This window comes from [Lactobacillus] timonensis, assembly GCF_900240275.1.
In the GTDB taxonomy this organism is placed as follows: Bacteria; Bacillota; Bacilli; order Lactobacillales; family Lactobacillaceae; genus Limosilactobacillus; species Limosilactobacillus timonensis.
In genome coordinates this window covers 1-4569 of the sequence record NZ_LT964768.1, presented here as the reverse complement: position 1 = coordinate 4569, position 4569 = coordinate 1, and the positions used below count along the sequence as shown (strand labels likewise).

Here is a 4569-nt window from a genome sequence, read left to right as displayed (position 1 = left end):
CGATAAATTTGAGAATCTAGCACATCGGGGATTCAAGGAGTGTCACGACACGCTTGATTCGATGTTTTAGAAGTGCCAATTCACGCGGGCGAAGTTTCCTTTTTTACACAACATTCTTGACACTCTCCGCTTTAAAGAGTTCATACTTAGATGCACTCTTGGAGAACGCTGAAAACTTAGTTGATAATGGCAAGGTTCAAGTTGAAGACGGCAAGCCAAACTCAGCGGAAGTTAAGCAACTAGAGGCAATTTACCAGACGTTAAACATTGGACAACAGTCGAATGAGGATATTCGTCGGATGCTACAACTTAGCCTGTTAAAGGTACTCCACCAGGATGCGATTCAAGCCAACCACCAGTTGACTCCGGACTCGTTAGGTGTTATTATCGCCTACCTTTTAGAGCGTGTAGCACAGCCGAAGGAAAAAGTTACAATTCTCGACCCTGTTGTCGGGACTGGAAACTTGTTGACTACCGTTATGAATCACCTTCACCAGGTAACCGGTGAACCGGTTGAAGGATACGGAGTTGATAACGATGACAGCATGCTGGCTGTTGCCAGTGTAAGTGCAGCCCTTCAAAAACTTGACGTCACACTATACCATCAAGACGCGGTGGAACCACTAACAGTTCCGCAGGTTCAAATGGCGGTGGCTGATTTGCCAATCGGTTATTATCCGTTGGATAAGAATACTAAGAATTACCGGACACGGGCGAAAAAAGGGCATTCATATGCCCATCACTTACTGATCGAGCAAACTATCAATTACCTTGTTCCTGGTGGGTGGGCTGTCTTTCTCGTACCAGCTAATATGTTTCGGACTAAGGAAACGGCTGGCTTTGTGAAGTGGATTCAAAGTGTCGCTCATATGCAGGGATTGTTAAATCTGCCGACTGATTTATTTCATAATAAAGCGGCTGAAAAGTCGCTGCTCTTGCTTCAAAAACAGGGTGGCGGAAGCCGGCAGGCCGGCAAAGTCCTTTTAGGGACATTCCCAACATTTAACAAGCAAGATGATTTTAGACGATTTATTGGAATGATTGATCAGTGGGTTGCCACGAATGTTAAGAAGTAGTTGAAGGGAGCTAATTGACAAGATGTCAAAAATTATTGCAGTTAACGCGGGCAGTTCTACCGTAAAGTTTAAGTTGTTCGCAATGCCAGAAGAAGAAGTAATTGCCGAAGGTTTGATTGAGCGGATTGGAACGGAAAAAGGCCACGCTAAAATTGAATATGGTGGTCAAAAGCATGAAGATCAGCAAGTATTCAAGGATCACAAAGCCGCTGTTGACTACTTGTTAAAACAGTTGTTGGCGTTGCAGATTGTTGACAGCTATGATGAAATTTCAGCTGTCGGTCACCGGATTGTTGCCGGGGGACGCGATTTTACTGATTCTGCTATTATTGATGATGAAGTAATTGATAAGATTATGGCAGATGCTGACTTTGCGCCATTACACAATCCGGCTGAAGTTGAAGGAATTAAGGCTTTCAGAAAGGCCCTGCCAAACGCTTTTGCAGTTGCTGTGTTTGATACGTCGTTCCACACGACGATGCCGGACTTTAACGCGCTTTACAGTGTTCCATATGAGTGGAATGAAAAGTATGGTGCACGCCGTTATGGTGCTCACGGTACTAGTCACCGTTACGTTGCGCAACGAGCAGCTAAAATGTTAGGTAAGCCATTAGAGGATCTCAAACTAATTACTTGCCATATTGGTGCTGGTGCTTCAATTACCGCTATTAAGAATGGGAAGTCGTTTGATACATCGATGGGCTTTTCACCACTAGCTGGTGTGACAATGGCGACCCGTTCTGGTGATGTTGATCCTTCGCTAGTAGCTTACGTTCAGCAAAAGCTGGGTGTTAGTTCAGACGAAATGATCGATATTCTTAATCACCAGTCAGGAGTTCTTGGTATTTCTGGTGTCTCTGGTGATATGCGTGATATTGAAGACGGTGCCAATAAGGGTGATAAGCGTTGTCAACTGGCATTGGAAATCAACGATAACCGGGTAGTTAAGTATATCGGTCAATACTTAGCTGAATTGCAGGGAGCAGATGCGATTGTCTTCACTGCCGGTGTCGGTGAAAATGATAAGCGGTTCCGTCAGTCTGTTGCGGATAAGCTGGCCTATTTTGGCGTTTCCATTGATCCAGAAAAGAATGATTGTCGAGGAGTTGAACGTGACTTATCAACTTCGGACGCTAAGATTAAGACACTGTTAATTCCAACCAACGAGGAGTTAATGATTGTTCACGATATTCTTCGCTTGAAAAAGCAAGCCGCTGCCAAGTAAAATAAATGAAGTAAAAAACGGGTGCGGGGATGACCTTGCGCCCGTTATTTTGACCAGGGGTGGTTTTATGCAATTTGTTACAGCTGATACACATTTCTTCCATAAGGACTTGCTTGGGGTAGATGATTTTGCGCCGCGGCCCTTTGCCAGTGTTAGTGAAATGAACCAAACAATCATTGACCACTGGAACACCAAAGTGGGGGAGAATGATGTTGTTTATCACCTGGGGGACATTGCCCTGTACTTCATTAAACCGCCCAAAAAGGCATATGATGCAATTTTTCAAGTGCTTAACCAGCTACACGGTCACTTGGTCTTGATTAAGGGCAACCATGACTCACGTGCCTTATTTAAGTATCTGGAACAGCATAACTATGTTTTTAATGGCCGTGAAAAATTTGAATTTCATGATGTCGGTAAGCTAATTAAATATGATCACCGCCAGTACTATATGACTCATTACCCGCTTTTGCTGGGTATCGCGCCACAGATCATTAACTTGCATGGCCATATTCACCATAATGCTGTGCCGATTAAGGAAAACATCAATGTCGGGGTGGACTCTCCTGAGCTTGATTATTTAAGCGAGAAGGTCCAGTTTGGTGCGCCGTTATCCATGAAGGAGATAGAAGAAATTGTCGAAGGAAAACGGGATGATTTCTTGAAAAGGGGTTAACTGCTAATAAGGAGGGGTAGTTTGAACCGTTCAAAGATTCAGGAGTATATTGACAAACGTGAGGAACAACGAGAATCAATCTATCACGCGGATGTTCAAGACAAGATACATTTCACTTTAAATGGACACCGTTATGCATTAGTAGCCAATTATCGCGATGCTTTTGACGCGGATACATTTGCTGATCGTTTCAGCATAGTGTTAGCGAAGTATGATTATATCGTTGGTGATTGGGGATATGAGCAGTTACGCTTAAGGGGCTTTTATGCTGCACAACGCCCGCATGTGGATGGAGAGCGAAAGATTAACAATCTAGAAGATTACTTATTTGAGGCTTGTAACTTTGGCTGCCCCTATTTTGTAGTTCATAACTTAGCAGTGAAAGAGCCACGTCAGCATCACTATCGTCATTCGCGGCGTAAAACTAAACATAAGCGATCAAATGCTGCAATTAAGACCCGTGTTGATAGGTTGACCCAGCCGCCAGTTGCTAAGCGACACCATCAAGAAGTGAAAACGGTTCGTCATGGCCGACACCGGCGCTTTTTGATGCGTCAACGTCAGTCTAAGGGAGTAGAGAAATGATTAACGACTATCAGGGGTATTTTATCGACCTTGATGGAACAACTTACAAGGGGACAGAGAGGATTCCTGCCGCCGCGCGTTTTGTGGAACGTCTACAACGAGCTGGCAAGTTAGTAATGTTCGTCACCAATAACAGTACCCGAACACCAGCTTTCGTTAGCGATAACCTTCGGAAGAACCATCAAATTAATGTTGGTCCTAATAATGTTTATACCAGTGCGTTGGCGACGGCTGATTACCTTAAAAATAAATTAGCAACTCCACAAAAACAGCGAGTCTATATGATTGGTGAAAGTGGCTTATCAGAAGCGCTACGCAATCAGGGGTTCATTATTACTGATGATCATCCGGACTTTGTGGTGGTTGGCCTCGATTCACATGTTCAATACCATCAGTTTGAAGTAGCGACATTAGCCATTCGTGCAGGATCGACCTTTGTGGGGACTAATGCTGACAGTAACCTCCCTAACGAGCGCGGTATGGTACCGGGGGCAGGATCTCTGGTAGAGCTTGTCCACTATGCCACACAAGTTCAGCCAATAATGATAGGCAAACCATCACCAATCATAATGGAGATGGCTTTAAAAAAAAGCGGATTACGGAAAGACCAAGTCATTATGGTTGGTGATAACTATAAGACGGATATTTCTGCTGCCATTAACGTGGGAATGGATAGCATGCTAGTTTATACTGGACTGACGCAACGTAGTGACCTTCTTGATGTGAAGGTTCGCCCAACGTATGAATTAAATAGCCTTGATGAGTGGAAATAAGAAAATGAAGTGCTATAAAAAAGTTGGACACTTTACTAACTTTTAAAGATTGGAATGATATCGAATATATTCATTCGGTGTCATTCCTTTTTTATTTGCTGAAAATTGTACGTTGTTGTACCAATAGATGTATTGCTCAATGACAGTTTTAAATTGCTGAAATGAAGTGATCTTTATCCGATTCAAACACTCGCGTTTTAACAAGTTAAAAAAGCTTTCGGCTGGTGAGTTATC

General features: G+C 43.4%; 6 protein-coding genes. 5 read left to right on the top strand and 1 reads right to left on the bottom strand.

What is annotated here, in order from left to right:
* Positions 1-116 precede the first annotated feature (116 nt).
* The 5 genes from C1710_RS08035 to C1710_RS08015 all read left to right on the top strand — a co-directional run bounded on the left by C1710_RS08035 (position 117) and on the right by C1710_RS08015 (position 4335).
* Positions 117-1076 (top strand): class I SAM-dependent methyltransferase, encoded by a 960-nt coding sequence (locus C1710_RS08035; protein WP_328587356.1) that lies wholly within the window; start codon positions 117-119, stop codon positions 1074-1076.
* Between the two features lie 22 nt (positions 1077-1098).
* On the top strand, positions 1099-2301 hold the full coding sequence (locus C1710_RS08030) for an acetate kinase (protein WP_102281892.1): 1203 nt from the start codon (positions 1099-1101) through the stop codon (positions 2299-2301).
* Positions 2302-2368: 67 nt separating this feature from the next.
* The gene (locus tag C1710_RS08025; protein ID WP_102281889.1) at positions 2369-2977 is read left to right on the top strand and encodes a metallophosphoesterase; all 609 of its coding nucleotides are present in this window, start codon (positions 2369-2371) and stop codon (positions 2975-2977) included.
* A gap of 21 nt (positions 2978-2998) precedes the next feature.
* Entirely contained in the window at positions 2999-3562 is a 564-nt protein-coding gene (locus tag C1710_RS08020; protein WP_102281887.1) for a YutD family protein, read from the top strand.
* Positions 3559-4335 (top strand): TIGR01457 family HAD-type hydrolase, encoded by a 777-nt coding sequence (locus tag C1710_RS08015; RefSeq protein WP_102281885.1) that lies wholly within the window; start codon positions 3559-3561, stop codon positions 4333-4335. The genes C1710_RS08020 and C1710_RS08015 overlap by 4 nt, the downstream gene beginning before the upstream one ends.
* Positions 4336-4377: 42 nt before the next feature.
* Here C1710_RS08015 and C1710_RS08545 read toward each other — a convergent pair.
* The coding region (locus C1710_RS08545) for an IS3 family transposase (RefSeq protein ID WP_146002390.1) at positions 4378-4569 on the bottom strand (192 nt) is incomplete at its 5' end.

Bases quoted from the DNA above. Each gene is read 5' to 3' on its own strand.
- C1710_RS08030 (WP_102281892.1), top strand. From the start codon at position 1,099: ATGTCAAAAATTATTGCAGTTAACGCGGGCAGTTCTACCGTAAAGTTT.
- C1710_RS08015 (WP_102281885.1), top strand. From the start codon at position 3,559: ATGATTAACGACTATCAGGGGTATTTTATCGACCTTGATGGAACAACT.
- C1710_RS08025 (WP_102281889.1), top strand. From the start codon at position 2,369: ATGCAATTTGTTACAGCTGATACACATTTCTTCCATAAGGACTTGCTT.